The organism is Mesorhizobium sp. M0802 (genome assembly GCF_040320115.1).
Classification (GTDB): domain Bacteria; phylum Pseudomonadota; class Alphaproteobacteria; order Rhizobiales; family Rhizobiaceae; genus Mesorhizobium.
Window position 1 is genome coordinate 235,508 of the sequence record NZ_JAMYOY010000004.1, and the last position, 17,810, is coordinate 253,317.

20 protein-coding genes are annotated in these 17,810 nt (G+C 64.9%); 4 read left to right on the forward strand and 16 right to left on the reverse strand.

Annotated features, from left to right (window positions below; genetic code table 11):
* Positions 1-2: 2 nt before the first annotated feature.
* The 4 genes from NKI10_RS09215 to NKI10_RS09230 form a co-directional block, all read right to left on the reverse strand.
* Positions 3-2,267: a xanthine dehydrogenase family protein molybdopterin-binding subunit gene (locus NKI10_RS09215; RefSeq protein ID WP_352539186.1), complete on the reverse strand. Its 2,265-nt coding sequence runs from the start codon at positions 2,265-2,267 to the stop codon at positions 3-5.
* Positions 2,264-2,746, reverse strand: coding sequence for a (2Fe-2S)-binding protein (locus NKI10_RS09220; RefSeq protein WP_023684040.1), 483 nt, complete (start codon positions 2,744-2,746; stop codon positions 2,264-2,266). Before NKI10_RS09220 ends, NKI10_RS09215 begins: the two co-directional genes overlap by 4 nt.
* A complete protein-coding gene (locus NKI10_RS09225) occupies positions 2,746-3,606 on the reverse strand; it encodes an FAD binding domain-containing protein (protein ID WP_352539185.1) in 861 nt (286 codons plus the stop codon). Before NKI10_RS09225 ends, NKI10_RS09220 begins: the two co-directional genes overlap by 1 nt.
* A gap of 175 nt (positions 3,607-3,781) precedes the next feature.
* On the reverse strand, positions 3,782-4,738 hold the full coding sequence (locus NKI10_RS09230; RefSeq protein WP_352859598.1) for an SDR family oxidoreductase: 957 nt from the start codon (positions 4,736-4,738) through the stop codon (positions 3,782-3,784).
* 95 nt (positions 4,739-4,833) lie between these two features.
* Between NKI10_RS09230 and NKI10_RS09235 the strand changes: the two genes are divergently transcribed.
* The gene (locus tag NKI10_RS09235) at positions 4,834-5,742 is read left to right on the forward strand and encodes a LysR family transcriptional regulator (RefSeq protein ID WP_023832032.1); all 909 of its coding nucleotides are present in this window, start codon (positions 4,834-4,836) and stop codon (positions 5,740-5,742) included.
* Here the strand turns inward: NKI10_RS09235 and NKI10_RS09240 are convergent.
* The 3 genes from NKI10_RS09240 to NKI10_RS09250 all read right to left on the reverse strand — a co-directional run bounded on the left by NKI10_RS09240 (position 5,706) and on the right by NKI10_RS09250 (position 8,155).
* Positions 5,706-6,881, reverse strand: a complete 1,176-nt coding sequence (locus NKI10_RS09240) for an MFS transporter (RefSeq protein WP_023690050.1) — start codon at positions 6,879-6,881, stop codon at positions 5,706-5,708. The genes NKI10_RS09235 and NKI10_RS09240 overlap by 37 nt on opposite strands.
* Before the next feature lie 155 nt (positions 6,882-7,036).
* Positions 7,037-7,345 (reverse strand): DUF1244 domain-containing protein, encoded by a 309-nt coding sequence (locus tag NKI10_RS09245; protein ID WP_023690051.1) that lies wholly within the window; start codon positions 7,343-7,345, stop codon positions 7,037-7,039.
* 12 nt (positions 7,346-7,357) lie between these two features.
* Positions 7,358-8,155, reverse strand: a complete 798-nt coding sequence (locus NKI10_RS09250) for an N-formylglutamate amidohydrolase (RefSeq protein WP_023690052.1) — start codon at positions 8,153-8,155, stop codon at positions 7,358-7,360.
* A gap of 246 nt (positions 8,156-8,401) precedes the next feature.
* On the opposite strand from NKI10_RS09250, the gene NKI10_RS09255 reads away from it, so the two are divergent.
* Positions 8,402-8,890 (forward strand): DUF1036 domain-containing protein, encoded by a 489-nt coding sequence (locus NKI10_RS09255; protein WP_023673118.1) that lies wholly within the window; start codon positions 8,402-8,404, stop codon positions 8,888-8,890.
* Positions 8,887-10,332 (forward strand): pyruvate kinase, encoded by a 1,446-nt coding sequence (gene pyk, locus NKI10_RS09260; RefSeq protein ID WP_023673117.1) that lies wholly within the window; start codon positions 8,887-8,889, stop codon positions 10,330-10,332. The genes NKI10_RS09255 and pyk overlap by 4 nt, the downstream gene beginning before the upstream one ends.
* Here pyk and NKI10_RS09265 read toward each other — a convergent pair.
* From NKI10_RS09265 to ykgO, 4 genes are all read right to left on the reverse strand, one after another.
* A complete protein-coding gene (locus NKI10_RS09265; protein WP_352859600.1) occupies positions 10,290-10,796 on the reverse strand; it encodes a hypothetical protein in 507 nt (168 codons plus the stop codon). The two genes, pyk and NKI10_RS09265, sit on opposite strands and share 43 nt — an antisense overlap.
* 7 nt (positions 10,797-10,803) lie before the next feature.
* Positions 10,804-11,868 carry an alpha/beta fold hydrolase gene (locus tag NKI10_RS09270; protein ID WP_352859602.1) on the reverse strand — a complete coding sequence of 355 codons (1,065 nt, stop codon included), beginning with the start codon at positions 11,866-11,868 and terminating at the stop codon, positions 10,804-10,806.
* Between the two features lie 165 nt (positions 11,869-12,033).
* The gene (locus tag NKI10_RS09275) at positions 12,034-12,615 is read right to left on the reverse strand and encodes a tetratricopeptide repeat protein (RefSeq protein WP_023690055.1); all 582 of its coding nucleotides are present in this window, start codon (positions 12,613-12,615) and stop codon (positions 12,034-12,036) included.
* A 113-nt stretch (positions 12,616-12,728) separates the two neighbouring features.
* A complete protein-coding gene (gene ykgO, locus NKI10_RS09280) occupies positions 12,729-12,854 on the reverse strand; it encodes a type B 50S ribosomal protein L36 (protein ID WP_006327841.1) in 126 nt (41 codons plus the stop codon).
* Positions 12,855-13,060: 206 nt separating this feature from the next.
* Here ykgO and NKI10_RS09285 point away from each other — a divergent pair, with 206 nt between their 5' ends.
* A complete protein-coding gene (locus NKI10_RS09285; protein WP_352859604.1) occupies positions 13,061-13,459 on the forward strand; it encodes a lysozyme inhibitor LprI family protein in 399 nt (132 codons plus the stop codon).
* Between the two features lie 102 nt (positions 13,460-13,561).
* On the opposite strand, the gene NKI10_RS09290 is transcribed toward NKI10_RS09285, so the two are convergent.
* From NKI10_RS09290 to NKI10_RS09310, 5 genes are all read right to left on the reverse strand, one after another.
* Entirely contained in the window at positions 13,562-14,638 is a 1,077-nt protein-coding gene (locus NKI10_RS09290; RefSeq protein WP_352859605.1) for a 5-(carboxyamino)imidazole ribonucleotide synthase, read from the reverse strand.
* Positions 14,635-15,132 (reverse strand): 5-(carboxyamino)imidazole ribonucleotide mutase, encoded by a 498-nt coding sequence (purE, locus tag NKI10_RS09295; protein ID WP_352859607.1) that lies wholly within the window; start codon positions 15,130-15,132, stop codon positions 14,635-14,637. The genes NKI10_RS09290 and purE overlap by 4 nt, the downstream gene beginning before the upstream one ends.
* Before the next feature lie 74 nt (positions 15,133-15,206).
* Entirely contained in the window at positions 15,207-16,412 is a 1,206-nt protein-coding gene (locus NKI10_RS09300; protein ID WP_352859609.1) for an aminotransferase class V-fold PLP-dependent enzyme, read from the reverse strand.
* Positions 16,413-16,432: 20 nt separating this feature from the next.
* Positions 16,433-16,894 carry a RidA family protein gene (locus NKI10_RS09305; protein WP_023673109.1) on the reverse strand — a complete coding sequence of 154 codons (462 nt, stop codon included), beginning with the start codon at positions 16,892-16,894 and terminating at the stop codon, positions 16,433-16,435.
* Between the two features lie 117 nt (positions 16,895-17,011).
* Positions 17,012-17,806, reverse strand: coding sequence for an amino acid ABC transporter ATP-binding protein (locus NKI10_RS09310; RefSeq protein ID WP_352859610.1), 795 nt, complete (start codon positions 17,804-17,806; stop codon positions 17,012-17,014).
* Positions 17,807-17,810 lie beyond the last annotated feature (4 nt).

Below are 17,810 nucleotides of genomic sequence, written 5' to 3' on the forward strand. Positions count from 1 at the left end.
CCCTAGCCTCCCCGTTCCGCCTCGATCGCGGCGAGAACCCGTGGCGGCGACATCGGGATGTGGGTCATGCGCACGCCGGCTGCGTTGGAGACGGCATTGGCGATCGCCGCCAGCGGCGGCACGATCGAGGTTTCGCCGACGCCGCGCACGCCATAGGGGTGGTTGGGATTGGGTATCTCGAGGATCTGCGTGTCGATCATCGGCAGGTCCGAGCAGACCGGGATGCGATAGTCGAGGAAGCCGGCATTCTGGAGGCGCCCGTCCTTGCCGTAGATATACTCCTCGTTGAGCGCCCAGCCGATGCCTTGCGCGGCACCGCCCTGGTACTGGCCCTCGACATAAGTCGGGTGCACCGCCTTGCCGGCATCCTGGATCACCGTGTAGCGGATCACCCTGGTCGAGCCGGTATCGGGGTCGACCTCGATGTCGCATATATGGGTGGCGAAGGAGACGCCGGCGCCGTCGGCGACGAGTTCGCTGTGGCCGGCGATCGGCCCGCCGGTCTTGCCGGAAGCGGCGGCGATCTCCTTCAGCGACAGGGCTGCAAGATTGCCGTATTTTTCGCCCTTGGCGATGGCGTGGCCGTTTTCCCAGACCACGTCGTCGACGGGGATGTCCCATGTCTGGGCGGCGCGCTCACGCAGGATCTTGATCGCGTTGCGGGCGGCCGAGATGGTCGCCATCGAGGACGAGAAGGTGCCGCGGCTGCCGTCGGTCATGTCATTGTAGCCGAGCGAGGACGTGTCGGCGACCACCGCCTTGAGCTGGGCATAGTCGATGCCGAGCTCCTCCGCCGCCACCAGCGACAGCGACGCGCGCGAACCGCCGACGTCCACCGTGCCGACGGCCAGCGACACCGAGCCGTCCATGCCGATGTTCAGGTCCACGCAGGTCTGGCCACCGAAATTGAACCAGAAGCCGCAGGCCATGCCGCGGCCCTGGTTCTTGCCCAGCGGCGCCTTCATGTGCGGATGGTGCTTGGCCGCCTCCAGCGTCGGGCCGATGCCGATCGGGCCGTAGACCGGGCCGTAGGAAGAGCGGGTGCCTTCCTGGGCGGCGTTCTTGATGCGGAACTCGACCGGATCCATGCCAAGCTCCTTGGCCAGCTCGTCGACGGCGCTTTCCACCGCGAACGCAGCCATGGGTGCCGAGGGTGCGCGATAGGCGGCGGTCTTCGGCCGGTTGACCAGCACTTCGAAGCCGACCGTCTGGACGTTATCGAGCTTGTAGCAGGCGAAGGCCGTCATGGCGCCGATCTCGGCCCAGGCGCCGGCATAGGGGCCGCTGGTGTAGCGCAGTGTCGCTTCGGCGGCAGTGATGGTGCCATCCTTGCGGGCGCCGATCTTGACGTCGATCGAGGTGGCGCTGGTCGGGCCCGAGGCGCGGAACACCTCGTCGCGGGTCATCACCAGCTTCACCGCGCGTCCCGCCTTGCGCGACAGCGCCAGCGCCACCGGCTCGGCCCAGACATGGGTCTTGCCGCCGAAGCCGCCGCCGATTTCCGACGAGGTGACGCGCAGCTTCGAGGCTTCCAGCCCGAGCAGTTGCGCGCAATGCTGGCGGTAGACGAAATGGCCCTGCGTGCAGACCCAGAGGTCGGCGGTGCCGTCGGACGAGACGCTCGCCACGCAGGCATGCGGCTCGATATAGCCTTGGTGCGTCTGCTCGGTCTTGAAGGAGCGCTCGACGATGACATCGGCGTGGCCGAAACCCTGATGGACATCGCCATGGCCAAACTGGCTGCGCTTGGTGACGTTGGACGGCTTTACCGGCTTTTCCTCGAGCCCCTCGGTGAAGATGGTGTCGTTGATCAACGGCGCGGTGTGCTTCATCGCCTCGTCGACATCGGTGACATGCGGCAACAGCTCGTATTCGACCTCGATGAGCTTCAGCGCCTGCCTGGCCGTGCGGGCATCGACGGCGGCGACCGCGGCCACCGCATGGCCGTCATAGAGCGCCTTGCCGCGCGCCATGCAATTGTCGAGGACGTCATACATGGCGGCATCGCCATCGGTGAGATCGGGCAGGTCGGCGGCGGTGATCACCGCTTTCACGCCGGCGAGCTTTTCCGCTTTCGAGGTGTCGATCTTGAGGATCCTGGCATGCGCATGCGGACTGCGCAGGACACGCCCGACCAGTTGTCCCGCCATGTTGAAGTCGGCGCCGTAGCGGGCGCGTCCCGTCACCTTGTCGATGCCGTCTGGGCGGATGGGGCGGGTGCCGACGGATGAGAATTTGCGGCCCGAAAAGCGTGGATCGAAGTTCATGCGTGCGCTCCCTTCATCACATTGGCCGCATCCTGGACCGCGCGCACGATCTTGTCGTAGCCGGTGCAGCGGCAGAGGTTGCCGGCGAGGCCGAAGCGGATTTCTTCCTCGGTAGGATCGGGGTTCTTGGCCAGAAGATCCTTGGCCGCGATGAGGAAGCCCGGCGTGCAGATGCCGCATTGCAGGGCCGCATGCTCGAGGAATTTCTGCTGCAGCGGATGCAACTGATCGCCATGCGCCATGCCCTCGACGGTTTCGATATGCCGGCCTTCGGCTTCAGCGCCGAGCACCAGGCACGAGCAGACCAGCCGGTTGTCGAGGATGATCGAGCAGGCGCCGCAGTCGCCGGTGCCGCAGCCTTCCTTGGCGCCGGTCAGGCCGAGCCGATCGCGCAGGACGTCGAGCAACGTCTCGTCGGGCTGGCAAAGGTATTCGACGTGATCGCCGTTGATTGTCGTTGAAACTGCTACACCGGCCATCATTTGCCTCCTGCGCGTGCGTAGGCGGTCGTCGCGGCCCGTCCGGCCAGCACGCCCGCAACTTTTCGTCTGAACTCGATGGTGCCGCGCTTGTCGTCGATGGGGCGGCAGGCCCCGGCGCAGATCTTGGCGAGCCGCTCAAGTGCCGCCTCATCCAGCTTCCTGCCGATGAGAGCCTCGGCTGCTTCTTCCACCAGAAGCACGGTCGGGGCCGCGGCGCCCAGCGCGACGCGGGCGGCTGTTATGACGCCATGCTCGTCGAGCGACAGCTTCACGCCGGCGCTGACCACGGCGATGTCCATCTCGGTGCGCGGGATGAATCTGAGATAGGCGTCGCCCGAACGCGGCTCCCGCTTGCCGAGCAGGATCGCCTCGACGATCTCACCCTTGGCGAGCGAGGTCTTGCCAGGCCCGATCGGCACGGCCTCGACCGGAATGGTGCGCTTGCCCGACTGGCCGGCAACCACGGCCTTTGCAGCGGCGGCCACCAAGGCCGGGACGCTGTCGGCGGCCGGCGAGGCGTTGCACAGATTGCCAACGATGGTGCAGCGGCCCTGGACCTGCTTGGAGCCGATCAGCTTCGCCGCTTCGACGACACCGGGCCAGGCCTTCTTCAGAACCGCGCTCTCGCCCAGGACGGCGCAGGGGACGGTGGCGCCGATGCTGAAGCCGTCGGCCGTCTCCCTGATCTCGCTCAAGCCCTCGATCGCCTTGATGTCGACGATCAGGTCGGGATCGACAAACCCGCCCTTCATCCGAACGAGGAGGTCACTGCCTCCAGCGAGAATGGCTGATGTGCCGGAAGCGTCGGCCAGCAGGCCAACGGCGTCTTCGATTGAAAGCGGACGTATGTAACGCATCGTCTCCCCTTGGTGATGGTGATCTCGCCGACCGTTATAAACAGTCTCCTCATAATGACCATCCGGTTGCTGATTTCCAGCGATTGGGCCAGCACCGCGAGAGATTTTGTCTAAAGTCTTTGTTTTGATGCATGTCGTTGTCCCAGAACCGCGCACACTTCTGGGCGACATGCATTTAAGCGGCGTCTTTTGCACGGTCGAGGCTGATGCCGATGTCCTTCAAGGCCTCGGCCACGGCCTCGTCCAGCGGCGTGTGCGGGACTTCGCCGATGATGCCTTCCAGCCGGTCGGACACGAGCCGGTGCGGTTCGAAGCGCAGATAGGACATCGAGACGATCTCGCGCCACATCGCCACGAACGGGCTGCCGGCGCGCAGCACCCACCAGGGCATGAAGGTCAGTTTCAGCGGCCGGCCAAGCGCCTTCTCGGCGGCGGCCTTTATGTCCATGTCGGTGACGGCGTGGCCGGGGAAGTTGAGCGCCTCAAAGAAGCCGAGCTTGCCCTGATTGCGCGCCAGGCCGACGAAGCCGATGGCGAAGTCCGGCAAATAGGCCCATTCGTGCACGAGGTTGGCAGGGCCAGGCGCTGTGTAGACGCCCTTGTTCATCTTGGCGGCGACGACGAGGTCGAACCATGAACCGCTGCCCGTGCCGCCGAAGAAATCGCCGGCGCGCAGGATGATGGTGCGGACGCGGCCGGCATCCGCCTCGCGGCGAAACAGCGCTTCCATGGCGCAGCGGATGCGGCCCTTCTCGGTCGTCGGACGAAATGGCGCGTCTTCGGTGACCACCTCAGGCATCGGCGAGCCGTAATTGTAGACAGTGCCGGGGAAAAGATGCAGCGCGCCGTTGGCATGGCAGGCGGCCATGACGTTCTCCGCCATCGGCAGGCATTTGCTCCAGTCGGTGTAGATCGGGTTGAGACCGTTGAAGACGATGTCGACACCCTGCGTGGCGCGGATCAGCGCCTCGCGGTCGAGCGCATCGCCGGCGACGGCGGTGGCGCCCTTGAGTTCGGCTGGGACCTTGCCGCTGCGGGTGACGGCGCGGACGTCGAAACCGGCGTCGATGAAGGCTTTCCCAACCACGCGGCCGAGCCGGCCATTGGCGCCTAGAATTGCGATCTTGGTCATTTTTCTTCTCCGTGTCTGTGTTTGCACGGCGAATATGATGCGTTCATACGCGAATGAAAATTGACTATGGATGCAGATTTGTTATTCATAAATGAATGGAAGACATCGACTGGAACCTGATCAAGAGTTTCGTCACCGTGGCGGAGACCGGCAGCCTGTCGGCCGCAGCGCGCAAACTGTCGGCCAGCCAACCGACGCTCGGGCGTCACATCGGTGAGCTCGAACAGGCGTTGGGCGTCACCTTGTTCCGGCGCGGGCGGCGCGGCTATGCGCTGACGGAAGCAGGCGCCACGCTGTTCGAACGCGGCAAGGCCGTGAGCGAGCAGGCGAGCGCGTTCTCACTATTGGCATTGGGCTCGGTCGAGGCGATCGAAGGCACGGTGCGCATTGCCGCCAGCGAGGTGGTGGCGGCCTATGTGCTGCCGAGGATGACGGCGCGGCTCGGCATCGAGGAATCCGGCATCGAGGTCGAGATCGTCGCCTCGAACCAGGTCGAGAACCTGCTGCGAAGGGATGCCGATATCGCCATCCGCATGGTCAAGCCGGCGCAGAACGAGCTGACGGCGCGCAAGGTCTGCGATATCAAGCTCTGCTGCTGCGCGGCGAAATCCTATCTCGACCAGCACGGCCGCCCGCTCAAGCCCGCCGATCTTCTCGACCATCCGCTGATCGGCTTCGACCGCAGCGACGAGATGATCCGGGGCTTTACCCAGGCCGGCATCCCCGTCACCCGAAGCAGCTTCCGCTTCAGGGCCGACAACCAGATCGTGCTGTGGGAAGCGCTGCGGGCGGGAAACGGCGTCGGTCTTGGCCAGGAGCCGCTGACGGACAGCGACCCGTCGCTGGAGAAACTGCTGCCCGGCCTGCCACTGCCCAGCCTGCCGGTGTGGCTGGCCATGCATCGCGACGTGCGCACCAGCGTGCGCATCCGCCGCGTCGCGGATTTCCTCTATGAGGAGCTGAAGCGCTATTCGGCGGGGGCGGCCGCGAATTCGGCGCGGTGAGCGAGCCCGGCCATCAAAAGCACGACGATCAACAGCCCCGACATGGCGACGAAGATCGGCCCGAAGCTGGAATGCTCGGCGACGAAGCCGATCGCCGACGGCGCCACCAATATGCCGGAATAGCCCATGGTGGTGACGACGCTCATGCCGGTGCCCGACGACATGCCTTCCTGGTTGCCGCCGGCCGAGAAGATGATCGGCACCATATTGGCGATGCCGAAGCCGCACAGGGCAAAAGCCGCGATGGCGATCCAGGGCGAAGGCGACAGGCCGGCGACCAGCATGCCGGCGGCGGCGACCACCGCCGAGCCGCGCAGCGTCGCCACCGCGCCGAAGCGGTTGCGCACGCCGTCGCCGAAAAAGCGCATGACAGCCATGACGCCGGAGAAGGCGGCGTAGGCAAGGCCGGCGATGGCGAGGTCGGCGCCGAGCTCCTGCCGGAGATAAAGCGCTGCCCAGTCGAGCACGGCGCCCTCGGAAATCATCGTCAGCAGCGCCATCAGCCCGACAAGATAGACCAGCGGGTTGGCCGGCAGCGTTAATCTGTGATGCTCGGCGGCCTGCGGCTTGTCCTCGGCGATGAGGTAGCCGACCGCCACGGCAATGACGGCAAAAGCTATGACCGTGACCACAGCCGCATGGGCGAGGTGGCCGTAAGTCTGGATGGCGTAACCGCCCAGACCGCCACCGGCGAAACCGCCGAGGCTCCAGAAGCCGTGCGAGGACGACATGATGGCGCGGGACAGCCGGCGCTCGACCACCACCGCATTGGCGTTCATCGCGACATCCATGCCGCCGATCGAGCCGCCGAAGATGATCATGGCGATCGCCGCCAGCGGCACGTTGGGCGCCAGCGCCACGATCAGCAGGCCGAGGCTGCCGCAAAGGCCGAACCAGCGCAACACGGTGCGCGAGCCATGCCTGGAGATCAGATGGCCGCACCAGCTCATGGCCGCGACCGCGCCGACGCCGAACAGCAGGATCAGCAGACCGAGGGTGAATTTCGAGATGTCGAGCCGGGTCAGGAACACCGGAATCTGCGGCGCCCAGCTGCCGGTCAGGAAGCCGTTGGCGAGGAAGATCGCGGCTACGGCCCATCGCCCCTGAAGGGCGCTCTGCATGGTGTCTTGCGCGTTCATGGCCCGAATCCGGTCAAGGAATGGCTTTGCGCGGCAAATTAGATCGATTCAATTTCTCGTCAAGCGCTTGGCTGCGAAAAGCTTGTGGGCCACATCTAAGGGGAAACCGTTAGGCGCTGTCCCGCCGACGTCAATCCTGTGAACCGCGCGCTACTTCAGTGATCCCTCGGCCGTCTTGCCTCGAACTCCGCTTTCTTGGCGTCCGAAGCCTCGGTCTGGTTCAGCGCCTGCCATTGCGCATAGGGCATGCCGTAGACGATTTCGCGCGACTGATCCTTGCCGAGATCGACGCCCTCAGCCTCGGCCGCTTCGCGATACCAGTTCGACAGGCAGTTGCGGCAGAAGCCGGCGAGGTTCATCAGGTCGATGTTTTGCACATCGCTGCGCTCGCGCAGATGCTCGACCAGCCGGCGGAAGGCCGCGGCCTCGAAATCGCGTTTCTGGTCATCGCTGAGTTCGGTCATTGCCTTGGGTCCTCACAGCGGCCCGGTGCGCGAGCCGAACATCTTCACCTGATGTATATCGGGACGGCGGTCGATGGCGTCAACGATCGGCGCCAGCCGTTCCGCCCAGGCCAGCGCCCCCTTGCGGTCTGATATCAGGTCCTGGCGGATCTCGATCAGCGCATGGGCAAAGCCGTTGACGATGGCGTGCTTGAACATGGTGTCGCCGCGCAACGCGCCGTCATAGGGTTCGTTGTCGCCAACGACGAGGTTTTTATCCTGCGCCAGCATGTCGATCAGCGGCCGCGCCACGCGGTCGTCGAGGTCCCACAATATGCCGACATGCCAAGGGCGGATGAAGCCCTGCATGACAGGGGTGAAGGAGTGTACGGAGAAGATGAGCGGCGCTTTGCCTGAGGCGTGCGCCACCGACGCGATCATGGCGCCGACCGCGTCCTGATAAGGCCGGTAGAAGCCGTCGAGCCGCCTTTCGCGTTCGGCCGGTGCCATAGGGTAGTTTCCCGGCACGACAGTGCCGTCATAGAGCTGGCGGATCAGCGTCGGGTCGTCCTCGCCGCGATTGGGATCGATCAGCAGCCGCGAAAAATTGGCGATCACCGCCGGCACGTCGAGCGCTGCGGCCAGTTCGCGCGTCACCGTCTCGACACCGATGTCGTAGGCGATATGGCGATCGAGTTCCGCCGCCGGCAAGCCGAGACTGCCATACTCCTCCGGCAGGTCGCGGCGGGCATGGTCGGCGACAAGCACGATGCCTCGCTTGCGGTCGCCTTCGACGATATCGAAAGGCGCGAAAACTGTGGATCGGGTCATTGGCTGGAAAGGTCTGTTCGCTGGCTTCCGGGGAGGGTGGTATCGTCATTCCCACGAAGAGGACTGTTGCGCAATGCCGTTGTTTGGCCACGGTTTCTGCGAAAATCCTGTGACGCGCGGCAGATCGCGTGTCGGGGGCCTTTCTAAATCGATTGGAATTGGACAGAACGGCGCGTTGACATGCGCCCGGACTTTTCCGAAAAGGGGCGCTGAGAGATGCAGATGACGTTATTGAGGGGTTTCGGGATGGGTTCCGCCGGCAGGCCGCGTGCGCGCACCGCCTTTGCCGTGCCGCTCCTGACCCTGACGCTAGGGCTCACCGCGCTGGTCGCGGCTTCGCCCGCCCGCGCCGATTTCCGCGTCTGCAACGCCACGCAGAACCTGGTCGGCGTCGGCATCGGCTACCGCGCCAAGGCAGGCTGGATCACCGAGGGGTGGTGGCACATCGAAGGATCGAGCTGCAAGACGCTGATCGAAGGTCCGCTGTCATCGAGGTTTTACTATCTTTATGCAGAAGACGCCGAGCGCGGCGGGCGCTGGGATGGCCCGATCAACATGTGCGTGGCCGAAAAAGAATTCAAGATTGCCGGCGTTACCGATTGCGTCGCCCGGGGCTTCCAGCGCGCCGGATTCCAGGAATATGACACGGGCGAGCAGGCAAGCTGGATGGTCCAGCTGACCGATGAGTCCACAACGGGAGGCGCTCCAGCCGCCCCGGGAACAAACAGTCAATGAGACGTAGCCGCAAGGTCAAGATCCTCGCCACCATCGGTCCTGCCTCCTCGTCCGAGGAGATGCTGCAGAAGCTGTTCGAAGCCGGCGCCGATGTCTTCCGCATCAATATGAGCCACACCGATCACGAGCTGATGCGCACGCTGGTCGGCCGCATCCGCGCGGTCGAGGAAAAGGTCGGCCGTCCGATCGGCATCCTGGCCGATTTGCAGGGACCGAAGCTGCGCGTCGGCAAGTTCGCCAACGGCAAGGAGGTGCTGACCCCGGGCCAGACCTTCACCCTCGACAACAATCCCGAGCCCGGCACGTCGACCCGCGTCTACCTGCCGCATCCCGAAATCCTGAGTTCGGTCGAGGCCGGCCACCGTCTGTTGATCGACGACGGCAAGCTGGAGCTCAGGGCGGTGAAGAGCGACGGCAAATCGATCACCTGCACCGTCGTCGCCGGCACCACCATTTCCGACAAGAAGGGCGTCAGCCTGCCCGACACCGACCTGCCGGTCGGTGCGCTGACCGAAAAGGACCGCAAGGACCTCGATGCGGTGCTGGCGGAAAGCGTCGACTGGGTGGCGCTGTCGTTCGTGCAGCGGCCGGAGGATTTGGCGGAAGCCCGCAAGATCGCGCGCGGCCGGGCGCTTATCATGGCCAAGATCGAAAAGCCGCAGGCGGTAGCCCGGCTGGCCGAAATCATCGAACTCTCCGACGCGCTGATGGTCGCCCGCGGCGATCTCGGTGTGGAAATGCCGCTGGAAGCGGTGCCCGGCATCCAGAAGCAGATCACGCGCGCCGCGCGCCGCGCCGGCAAGCCGGTGGTGGTCGCCACGCAAATGCTGGAATCGATGATCACCGCGCCGGTGCCGACCCGCGCCGAGGTGTCCGACGTGTCGATCGCCGTGTTCGAGGGCGCCGACGCCATCATGCTTTCAGCCGAATCCGCTGCCGGCGCCTATCCGGTCGAGGCGGTGGCGATGATGAACCGCATCGCCACCAAGGTCGAAACCGACCCGACCTATGCCGGCATCATCAACGCGCAGCGCTCGGAACCGGAAGCAACCGGCGCCGACGCCATTTCGCTCGCGGCCCGCGAGATTGCCGAGACGCTGAAACTGTCGGCGATCATCACCTATACGGCGTCGGGCACCACCGGCCTGCGCGCCGCGCGCGAGCGGCCGCAAGTGCCGATCATCGCGCTGTCGCCGATCCTCAACACGGCGCGGCGGCTGTCGCTTTTGTGGGGCACGCATTGCGTCGTCTCGCCCGACGCCAGCGACCTCGACGACATGGTCGACCGCGCCTGCCGCATCGCTTTCGAAGAGGGGTTCGGCCAGCCGGGCGACCGCGTCATCATCACGGCGGGCGTGCCGCTGAGGACGCCGGGTTCGACCAACATGCTGCGCATCGCCTATGTCGGATCGGACGTGCAGGCCACCCGCAACATAGGCTGAGACCTCGTCACAGTTCGCAGCGCTCTTGCCGCACCTTCGGCGTGATCGATACGCTGAAGGAAGCGGTGTGCGCGAGGGAGTGGGTCATAGAGATACTGATCCGGGCCGCGCATCTTTCGCCGGTTGAGGTCGGCGGTGTCGAGCAGGTCGAAATCGACCCTTTCCAGCGTGCAGTGCCAGCCTGCGCTATGCGAAGCCCATCCCCTTCCATGGTGCTGCAGAAGCCGCTCTCGGCTGGAATAGCCGTGATAGTCGAAGGCGATCACGCCGTTCGTCATGTAGATATGGTTGCCGTAGAAATCCTCGCCCGGAATGATCCGTTCGCCGTAGAATCCGTCCAGGGGAGGATGGCTGAGGAAGGTGCCCGCAAGGATGTGGCAGGCGCCGTAGCCGAAGAAGATGCGATCCGGTAGCGCCCAGAACGCTTCGGGGTTTTTCTTGATTCCGTGCTTCAGGACATACATGCGGCCGTCACGTCGGGGCGAGTTGCGCGTCGGGCACCGTAATGTCGGGGCACTGTGCATCGTTGTAGGCATCGCCGGCGATGCGTGCTTCCACGGTTTTTGCCAATGCCTGCAGGTCGACGACCTTGCCGGCGACTTTCTCGATCGCGCCGACGACGAGGTCGGAGGCGATCCAATCCGGCTTGTGGCCCAGATTGTGGACCCAGATCAGTTCGGCGCCGGGGATGTCCCTGACCAGGCCGACCGAATGGATCGAGGCATAGACCACCTTGTCGCGGTCGCCCGTGATGACGATCGTCGGCGCTGTGATGTCGCGGTAATGCGGCGCGGCCTTCAGCGTATAGTCGTAGAGGCCGGCGACATCGATGGCGTTGGCGCGGAAAGCGCCGGGACGCAGCACCAGCGGAATCGAGGCATTGCCGACATAGCCTTCCGGCACCTTGTTGGGAGAAAACACGCAGGCCGTGGCGCTGTCCATCTGCAGCGTGCCTGCCGGATAGGTCAATGTCTCCGAGAACAGCCAGCCGATGATGGGGGTGGCGGTCAGCTTGTAGTACCAGGCGGTCGCGCCGCCCGGCCAGGGGTGGCTGACCGGCGACAGAAAGACCAGCCCGAGCGTCTTCTCCGGGTGTTCGCGGCCAAAGGCGGCGGTGATCACGCCGCCAAACGAATGGCCGACGATGATCGCCTTGTGGATGCCGAGACGGTCCATCAGCCTGGCGATGGTGTCGGCCTGCCCCGACGGGCTCTCATTGCCGGGGCCGCGCGCCGACCAGCCGAAGCCCGGCCGGTCGAGGAAGACCATCTCGGCGCGGCCTTCGAGCAAAGGCCTGATCGGCAGCATCTCATCCCTGAGGTTGGCGCTGGCGCCATGGATGAAGACGATCGCCGGCAGCTCGGCATTTTGAGGCGCCGGCACGTGGACATAGTGGATGCGGGTGGCGTCGATGTCGGCAAATTCGCCGGCCGGCGGGTTTCGCCACTCGATCAGCCACGCGCCGGCGCGGGTGACACCGGCCAAGGCAAAGACGAGCGCGAGGAGCAAAGCACAGGCGGCGTAAATGTGGTTCATGCGCGGAGATACGGGGGTGGAGGGGGATAAGTTCTAGGGAGTAGGGAGTAGGGAGTAGGGAGTAGGGAGTAGGGAGTAGGGAGTAGGGAGTAGGGAGTAGGGAGGTGGCGTCTCGACCAATCTTCTCTACTGACTACTGACTAATCCCTAATTCCTACTGCCTAATCAAATTCCTTCGCCGGCAAGCTCTTCCGAAATTGCCGCGACCTGGTCCTGGGCGCTGCGCATCATCGGATAGATGGTAAGCACCTTCTGCCAGGCTTCGAGCGCCGATTGCTTGTGGCCGGTGGCGGCCATGATCTGGGCCAGGCCGGAAAGCGCGCCGAAATGGCGTGGTTCCAGCTGCAGCGTCTGGTCGATGTCGGACATCGATTTCCCGAAATTCTTCATCATGTAATGGACGGTGGCGCGCCGGTTCCAGCCTTCGGCATATTTTGGCTGCAGGATGACGACCTGGTCGAGGAAGTCGAGGGCGACGTCGAACTTCTGGTCGTCAATCGCCTTTTGCGACCATTGCATCATCAGGTCGATCGAGGCGCTGCCGGACTGGAACCATTCGCCCCAGATGCGCCCGGCGATGCGCTCGGCCGCCTTTTCGTTGCGCTCGCGCTTCAGCTCGGCAAACAGTTGGTCGAGCCTGGCTTCCCTGGTCAGGGCAACCGGCGGCTTTGCCGGCGGATCGTCCGCCGACGCCGGAGCGACGCCGAAAAGAAACAGGGTGGCCAAAAATGCAAAAAGAATCCGCATCGCCGGAATCTAACCCCGGATGGCGGATCGTCAAACTGAAATTAGCGTGAAAGTGCCTGAAACCAGGCAATTACCATCGTATGGACGGAGGCAACGAGCCTCCGGCCGAACACTCAGCCCTGGCGCGCCTTGTAGCGTGGAGCGGTCTTGTTGATGATGTAGACGCGGCCCTTGCGGCGAACCAGCTGGTTGTCGCGGTGACGCGCCTTCAGCGCCTTGAGCGAATTCTTGATCTTCATGGTCTTGCCCGTCGGTCTGGGCCCTGTCCGGGCCGAATTATTAAGGCGCGCCTGAAAAGCGCGCCTTTGAACTTGCGGTGGCTCATAAACGAGGAGCCTTGCCCGTGTCAACCGCAAGCGTGCTGGATAGAGGCCGAGAATGGCTTTGGGCATCAAATATCCGCCATCTCGGCTCCACGCCATTGCGCGGCCGAAGGCGGGCTGGAATGGTGCGGCACCCGCAAGCCGATTTGGAGACCTCTATGCGCCTGTTGTTTGTGTCCGCGAGCCTTGCCGTTCTGGCAGCCGCCTCCATCGCGCAGGCGCAGGAATGCGACCGCAACGACGACAGCCAGCAGATGATGAACATCTGCGCCGGCGAGGACTATCGGGCCGCCGATGCCAAGCTCAACCAGGCCTACAAGGATCTCGTCGGTCGCAACGACGACAAGGGCAGGAAGCTGCTGCAGGTCGCGCAACGCGCCTGGATCGCCTCCGCGACGCCGAATGCGCCTATACGACGAAAGACAGCGAGGGCGGCTCCATCCATCCGATGGAGGTTCACAATGCCTGACCGAACTGACGGACCAGCGCATCAAACAGCTCACCGCGGGCGCCAATTGTAGGGAAGGCGATGCGAGTTGCGCCAGCCCCGACGAAGACGGGGATCCGAACGACGAGCTGCAATAGGGCTCGAGCCACGCCCTCGCGCAAAGTGCCGGAATGGCTTAGCTACGGCGGCTGATGCGCGTGAAATGGCCCATCTTGCGGCCTGGGCGCGCTTCCGCCTTGCCGTAGAGATGCAGCATCAGATCGGGCTCGGCGAGCAAAGCGGGTACGCGCAGCACATCGTCGCCGATCAGGTTTTCCATGACGCAGTTTGAATGCCGGCCAGGGTTGCCCAGCGGCAGGCCGGCAATGGCGCGGATATGCTGCTCGAATTGCGAAACGATGCAGGCGGCTTCCGTCCAGTGGCCGGAATTGTGCACGCGCGGCGCCATTTCGTTGGCCAGCAGCGTGCCATCGGCAAGAACGAAGAACTCGACGCCGATGACGCCGACATAGTCGAGGGCCGACAGGGTTTTCGCTGCCGCCCCCTGTGCCGTCGCCGCCGTCTCCAGCCTGATCTGGGCCGGCAGGGTCGAGGTATGCAGGATGCCGTCGCGGTGGACGTTCTCAGCCGGATCGTAGGCGGCGACCGCGCCGTCCAACCCGCGCGCGGCGATGACCGAGATTTCGCGCTCGAAAGCGACGAAGGATTCGAGGATCAGCGGCACATTGCCCATGGTCTCGCATGTGCCGGCAAAGCCGCCCGTCTCCATGTTGCGGAAGACGCGCTGGCCCTTGCCGTCATAGCCCATGCGGCGGGTTTTCAAGATGCCGCTGCCGCCGAACTCTCTCAGCGCCGCCGTCAGCTCGTCGTCATTGTCGACGGAGCGGAAATCCGCTGTCCTGATGCCGATGCTGTTAAGGAATAGCTTCTCCGCCACCCGGTCCTGGGCGACTTCCAACGCCCTGGGCGGCGGATAGACCGGGACCTTGGCGGCGAGCGCGCCGGCAGCCGCTACCGGCACATTCTCGAATTCGTAGGTGACGACGGCGCTGACTGCCGCCAGTTCGGCAAGGGCGTCCGCATCGTCATAGGCGGCGGTGATCTGGCGGTTGGCGACCTGAGCCGCCGGGCAATCGGCCTGCGGTTCGAGGATAATTGTGCGGTAGCCGAGGCGCGCTGCGGCAACAGCCAGCATGCGGCCGAGCTGGCCGCCGCCGATGATGCCGATGCTCGATCCCGCGGGCAGGCTCACGGCGCGTCCGTCGGTTCGGTGGCGACCCTAGCGGTTTGGGCGGCGCGCCAGGCATCCAGGCGGGCGGCAAGTTCTTCGTCGTGCAGCGCCAGCACGGCGGCCGCCAGAAGGGCGGCGTTGGCCGCACCCGCCTTGCCGATGGCAAGCGTGCCGACCGGAATGCCGGCCGGCATCTGGACGATGGAGAGCAGCGAATCCTGGCCGGACAGCGCCTTCGATTCGACCGGCACGCCGAACACCGGCAGCGGCGTCATCGCCGCCGTCATGCCGGGCAGGTGGGCGGCGCCGCCGGCGCCGGCGATGATCACCTTGTAGCCGGCCGCCTTGGCGCCCTTGGCGAAATCATAGAGGCGGTCCGGGGTGCGGTGGGCGGAGACGATCAGCCGCTTGTGCGGAATGCCCAGCGCCTCCAGCGTTTCGGCGGCGTGGCGCATCGTCGCCCAGTCGGACTGGCTGCCCATGATGATGGCGACGTCGGCGCGGTGGTCGGTCAAGCGCATGCTCCCGGCGGTAAAGGCGCGCCTTAGCGGAATTCGGGCTGGCCCGCAAGGATGGCGGCCGCCGCAGCCTAGTCCGGCCAGCGCAGGGCGCCGGATGAATCCTTTCGCGGCTGTCTCATCGCATCCGCCGGCCTGTCGGCCGCGGTGAGCACGGCGCGGAGGCGTTCGGCGACGATCTCGGCCTCGCCTGGGTGCAGGTTGCACGGGTCGAGGAAGAAATGGCCACGCTCGACTTCGTGGTTGCGCACGATGATGGGCGGCGATCCGGCCGCCAATGCCGAGGCGAGGCCGGCGGCACTGAAGCGGCTTTCGGGGGAGACGAAGATCTGCAGCCGGTCGAGCGGATTGGCGGTCGGGTCGGGAATGATGGTTGCGACGATGCCGGGTATTCCCTGCAGCGAATCCCTCCATAGATGGAGCGCCGCTTCCTCGCGTCGGCGGATGCCGGCATGGTCGCGCTTTTCCCAGGCTTCGAGCGCCGCCATCGTGCCGGCGATGCTTTCCTTGCCGACCTTCATGGCGCGGGCGACGCCACGGTTTTGCAGATAGGCGGCGCGGACGAGATCCTTGCGGCCGGCGACGATGCCGCTGGTCGGCCCCGAAAGGAATTTGTGGCCGCTGTAGACGACGATGTCGGCGCCGCGCGCCAGGAAGCTGCGCAGGTCATATTCGGAAGCCGCGTCGACGATCACCGGCACGCCCCTGGCGTGGCAGATATCGCAGAATTCCTCGAGGGAAAGCATGCCGTATTGCACGGTGTGGTGCGCCACGACGTAGAGCGCCGCCACGGTGCGCTCGTTGATAGCCTCGCGCACATGATAATCCTGCGTGACGCTGACCGTGCCGGCCGGAATGACCTTGGCGCCGGCAACGCGGATCGACTGGTCGATCGGTGCGCCGTAATTGACGATATGGCCGAGCTGGATGACGACTTCGGACTTCAGCCCTTCGGTATCGTCGGGCAGCCGTTCGATCGCCAGCAAATTGGTGCCGGTCATCGCCCCGGCGATCGCCATTGTGATGCCTGAGGCGCAGCAGGCGGTGATGAAGCCGGCCTCGCCGCCGGTGAGGCGGGCGGTGATCACGCTTGCGGCGCGCTGCAGATCGTCCATCTCCACCCATTGCGAGGCGATCTCGGCCATGGCGCTGATCGCCTCGGGAACGATGATCGAGGCGCCGAGCGTCGTCATCGTGCCGGAGACGTTGATGATCGGCCGCAGTCCCAGCCGTTCACGGATCGTGGTGTTGGAGCCGGTGTCGGAATAGGTTTTCATGTTCAGCAATCCCTTGACGGTCAGGCGGCGATCTCGACGACCGCTTCGATTTCAACGGTGATGTTTCCAGGCAGCGAGCCGACCCCGATCGCCGAGCGGGCATGGCCGCCGATCTTGTCGAAGACGCTGGCGAACAGGTCCGAGCAGCCATTGACCACTTTCGGGTGGTCGCTGAAGGTCGGCGTCGCATTGACGAAGCCGAGCAATTTGACGACGCGCACGATGCGGCCGAGATCGCCGGCGGCGGCGTGCATGACGGCGAGCAGGTTGAGGCCGGTGAGGCGGGCATGCTCATAGGCCTGCTCGACGGTGACGTCCTCGCCGACCTTGCCGGTGCACAGCGTGCCGTCGGCGCGCAGCGGCCCTTGACCCGAAAGAAAGATCAGCCGGCCGCTTTCCGCATGGGTGACGAAATTGGCGATCGGCGTCGGCGGCTCGGGCAGCGTCAGGCCGAGCTCGGCGAGCCGGATGTAAGGCGTCATGGAAGAATTCTCCTTGGGCCGGCCTGTTGTTTTACGCAATTCCCAAGGGAAAGCGCTTCGCGCTTTTCCCGGGAAAACCGCTTACACTTTTCCTGGAATTGCTTTGGGCCGCCCATGTCAGAAATGCGAGGCGCGGAACCGCGCCAGGAAAGAGCGCAGGCGCTCATTGGTGGTCTCTTCGGCAAGGATCTCCTTCGGCGGGCCAACAGCGCTGACACCGCCATCGGCCATGAAGACAATGCGGCTCGAAGCGTCGCGGGCAAAGGCCATCTCGTGCGTGACCATCACCATTGTCATGCCGTCTTCGGCCAGGCTGCGCACAACGGCCAGCACCTCGCCGACCAATTCGGGATCGAGCGCGGAGGTGATCTCGTCGAGCAGCAGGATCTTCGGCTCCATGGCGACTGCCCGCGCTATGCCGACGCGCTGCTGCTGGCCGCCGGAGAGTTCCGCCGGCAGGCTGTCGGCCTTGTGGGCGAGGCCGACGCGGCTCAGCCAATGCTCGGCGATCTGGCGCGCCTCGGCCTTGCTCTTGCCGCGCACCTTGGTGAGGCCGAGCATGATGTTGCCGGCGCCGGTGAGGTGCGGAAACAGGTTGAAGCTCTGGAACACCATGCCGGTTTCGGCGCGCATATTGGCAAGGTCGCGCTCGCTGCGCCGCTGGCGCGCGCCGGCCTCACGAAAACCGACCTCCTTGCCGTCGATTCGGATCGAGCCTGAGTCGTAGCTTTCGAGAAAGTTGACGCAGCGCAAAAGCGTCGTCTTGCCGCTGCCGGAAGGGCCGATGACGGTGACCACCTCGCCCCTGTCCACCTTGAGGCTGACCGAGCGCAGCACCTCGACGGAACCAAAGGCTTTCGAGACCCCGGCAATGTCAAGAAGGGCGGCATTGTCGTTCGAGCTTGTGGCCATCGTG

Excerpts from the sequence above, each read along its gene's own strand:
- NKI10_RS09240 (WP_023690050.1), bottom strand. The coding sequence starts at position 6,881 with ATGAACGCGCAAGACACCATGCAGAGCGCCCTTCAGGGGCGATGGGCC.
- NKI10_RS09220 (WP_023684040.1), bottom strand. The coding sequence starts at position 2,746 with ATGGCCGGTGTAGCAGTTTCAACGACAATCAACGGCGATCACGTCGAA.
- NKI10_RS09255 (WP_023673118.1), top strand. The coding sequence starts at position 8,402 with ATGGGTTCCGCCGGCAGGCCGCGTGCGCGCACCGCCTTTGCCGTGCCG.
- NKI10_RS09300 (WP_352859609.1), bottom strand. The coding sequence starts at position 16,412 with ATGAAAACCTATTCCGACACCGGCTCCAACACCACGATCCGTGAACGG.
- NKI10_RS09305 (WP_023673109.1), bottom strand. The coding sequence starts at position 16,894 with ATGACGCCTTACATCCGGCTCGCCGAGCTCGGCCTGACGCTGCCCGAG.
- NKI10_RS09270 (WP_352859602.1), bottom strand. The coding sequence starts at position 11,868 with ATGAACCACATTTACGCCGCCTGTGCTTTGCTCCTCGCGCTCGTCTTT.
- NKI10_RS09235 (WP_023832032.1), top strand. The coding sequence starts at position 4,834 with ATGGAAGACATCGACTGGAACCTGATCAAGAGTTTCGTCACCGTGGCG.
- NKI10_RS09275 (WP_023690055.1), bottom strand. The coding sequence starts at position 12,615 with ATGCGGATTCTTTTTGCATTTTTGGCCACCCTGTTTCTTTTCGGCGTC.
- ykgO (WP_006327841.1), bottom strand. The coding sequence starts at position 12,854 with ATGAAGATCAAGAATTCGCTCAAGGCGCTGAAGGCGCGTCACCGCGAC.
- NKI10_RS09265 (WP_352859600.1), bottom strand. The coding sequence starts at position 10,796 with ATGTATGTCCTGAAGCACGGAATCAAGAAAAACCCCGAAGCGTTCTGG.
- NKI10_RS09285 (WP_352859604.1), top strand. The coding sequence starts at position 13,061 with ATGGTGCGGCACCCGCAAGCCGATTTGGAGACCTCTATGCGCCTGTTG.
- NKI10_RS09245 (WP_023690051.1), bottom strand. The coding sequence starts at position 7,345 with ATGACCGAACTCAGCGATGACCAGAAACGCGATTTCGAGGCCGCGGCC.
- NKI10_RS09250 (WP_023690052.1), bottom strand. The coding sequence starts at position 8,155 with ATGACCCGATCCACAGTTTTCGCGCCTTTCGATATCGTCGAAGGCGAC.
- NKI10_RS09215 (WP_352539186.1), bottom strand. The coding sequence starts at position 2,267 with ATGAACTTCGATCCACGCTTTTCGGGCCGCAAATTCTCATCCGTCGGC.
- NKI10_RS09230 (WP_352859598.1), bottom strand. The coding sequence starts at position 4,738 with ATGACCAAGATCGCAATTCTAGGCGCCAATGGCCGGCTCGGCCGCGTG.
- pyk (WP_023673117.1), top strand. The coding sequence starts at position 8,887 with ATGAGACGTAGCCGCAAGGTCAAGATCCTCGCCACCATCGGTCCTGCC.
- NKI10_RS09225 (WP_352539185.1), bottom strand. The coding sequence starts at position 3,606 with ATGCGTTACATACGTCCGCTTTCAATCGAAGACGCCGTTGGCCTGCTG.
- NKI10_RS09310 (WP_352859610.1), bottom strand. The coding sequence starts at position 17,806 with ATGGCCACAAGCTCGAACGACAATGCCGCCCTTCTTGACATTGCCGGG.